Raw genomic sequence first — 2,300 nt, forward strand, 5'->3', positions numbered from 1 at the left:
CGACATTCAGCGTCTCAAGATCATAGAGCCGCTGCATATGGGTGCGGCTCCAGTTGAATCCCCAGCCCATCCACACGTAGTTGGGCCGCGCGAGCATCTTGCGATGAACCTCATCGCTCGAGATCCACTCGACACCGCGACCTTCCAGGGACAGGCGCATGCGCCACACATGCAGCGCCTGGAATGCGCGCCAAACGCTCAGCGACAGCGCACACGTTAGGAATAGGATCAGCTCGTCGGGTGGATGCGAGGACTGCCACGTCTCACGGGCCGCCCACGCCGCCGCGATGGCCCACGCAGCGGCCGCGTGCGCCTCGAACGCGGGGCGCCACGGCTGCTCCATGCCCCAGTTCACATGAGATCTCCCGGCGTGTTCGGCAGATATCGCGCGACCCGTTGAGCCAGCACAATGTATTGCGGCGGCAAGTGGCTCTGATCGGGGGTCCGGGCGCGCACAAACCGGCGGCCACCGGCCTTGTCGGGAACGAGCAAGCCCTGTGCCTCGCAGGAGGTCACGAACTCCTGCGGATCTGCGCCCAGCGCGGCGATGCTCTCCGGAAACTCGATCGCAATGCCATCCGCCACTCGTTTGAGTGACAAATTGACAGAACCATCGGTCAAGCCGAGCGCCAGCTTCTGCAATGTCAGGCCTGGTGAGCCAAACCGCTTGAGCGGCTCCAGATTGATTGCGTTCACAGGTTCCACTGCTATCTGAGCAGCCCTTTGGGGCGCTGGTAGCGGCGGGAGCTCGACCGACGCAGTCGAGCCGGCTCCGCGCGCTTCTTCCAACGGAAGCTGCAGTGTCTTTGACTCCGGTCCGGGATCACGTTTTGTGGATCGGGGCTTGGCGGACAAGACTGCTGGAGCCGGCACGGCGGATGCGGAAGCGCCGGCAGGCGGCGACGCGAGCGGCGCGGAGATTGCCTCCGGCAGTGCCCCAACCAACTCTGCGGGGATCCGATCAACGCCCTGAAGCTGAAGACCGATGAGTTCGGTGTCCGCGATCTTGACGACTTCGAGGGTCTGCCTGGGAACGCCTCGCAGCTGAGGCACCAGCTTGTAGTAATGTTTGAGCCCAGCCGTGACATTCGGATTCGGCGTGAGCACGCCGTGCGCCGCCAGCAATTCGGCCAGCGTATCGGGATCGCGTGGAACGCCAACGACGCCATCCGCCCGCATTCGCACGAGCAAATCGTTTGCTGCCGCCTTCCATACAATGTACACACCGCAGTCAGTACACCAGACCCGACCGCCAGGTGTATTCATCGTCCATTTCTCTCGGCAGAGCGCACGCAGCGCCTCGAGTAGGCGATGCTCGATGCGAACGCCCGGCACCATCGCCTCTGAGACAGCACCGACGCTGGCGAGGTCCTGATCGATGGCGGCTTGATAAGCTTGCTCCACGACCTCGCACAATCGTCCCGTCGCGTCCCCACTCAGCGTCCGAAGCAGCACCTCCGCCAGCGAGGCATCCGCACCATGGAGATAGGACAACGCGTTTGCCGGAATGATGCGAGCTGCGACCCAACCCGTCGCCGCAGACGTCGGCTGACCATCTGCACCAGCGCGCCAGTGGATCTCGACGTTGGTCGCTTCGATGCGCCGATGCCATTGCCACAGTCCTTCAAGCAACGGATTCCATACGACTCCCTGGTCCGTGGACACATGCACCAGCGTGGCGCAGCGCCCTAGTGGCCGAAGCAACCCACCCAAAAAAGCAACGTAGCGCCAAACACGATCGCGCTCACGACTGCGAACGTCCGTGGTGGTCTGTCCCGACAGAAACTTCCCATCGGCTCGCCGGAACGCCAGCGTCGCCGTTTCCACCGCGAAGCGCAGAAGGCCGCCGGACTCTCGGTGATTCTCCGCTCGGGTGGCCGAAAGGAAGTACACCCATTCCGCGACCTGAAGGAGCACCGATTCGACCAATCGCTCGAACTGGGCAGCGTCGTAGGCACTCTCCAGTCGCAGAGCATTCAGGCGGGATCGGTGAGCAAGCAGCAGGTTGCGAGGCTCGATGAGCACGTGGCGCGAAACCGCGTCGTTGTTCGATCTCGGTCTGCCTTGGGCCATCTCTCGTGCGAATAGTCTCTTCCACGACATGCGCAAGCACTCCGCCAAACGACGCGAGAACAGTACGCGCAGACTTGTGTACGCAGACGTTGACATGCGTGCGTTCGAGGCACGCGTGGACGGGCTATCGTGTTCGACGCAACGTCAGAATCCGCATCTCGCGACTTGCGAGGTGTGATGGAGACGCAAGAATGAAACTGCTGGCGCTTTGCATCGGGATGCTTGCA

1 protein-coding gene and 1 pseudogene are annotated in these 2,300 nt (G+C 62.7%); both read right to left on the reverse strand.

Going from position 1 to position 2,300, the window contains the following annotated elements; translation table 11 throughout:
• A pseudogene (locus tag JNL55_RS19985) lies at positions 1-355 on the reverse strand (hypothetical protein); the annotation flags it as partial.
• On the reverse strand, positions 352-2,103 hold the full coding sequence (mobH, locus tag JNL55_RS19990; RefSeq protein WP_293857775.1) for a MobH family relaxase: 1,752 nt from the start codon (positions 2,101-2,103) through the stop codon (positions 352-354). The pseudogene JNL55_RS19985 and the gene mobH, both read right to left, overlap by 4 nt.
• Positions 2,104-2,300: the final 197 nt, after the last annotated feature.

Origin of the sequence: Steroidobacter sp. (assembly GCF_016790065.1) — a bacterium.
Taxonomy (GTDB): domain Bacteria; phylum Pseudomonadota; class Gammaproteobacteria; order Steroidobacterales; family Steroidobacteraceae; genus Steroidobacter.

Bases quoted from the DNA above. Each gene is read 5' to 3' on its own strand.
- mobH (WP_293857775.1), bottom strand. From the start codon at position 2,103: ATGTCGTGGAAGAGACTATTCGCACGAGAGATGGCCCAAGGCAGACCG.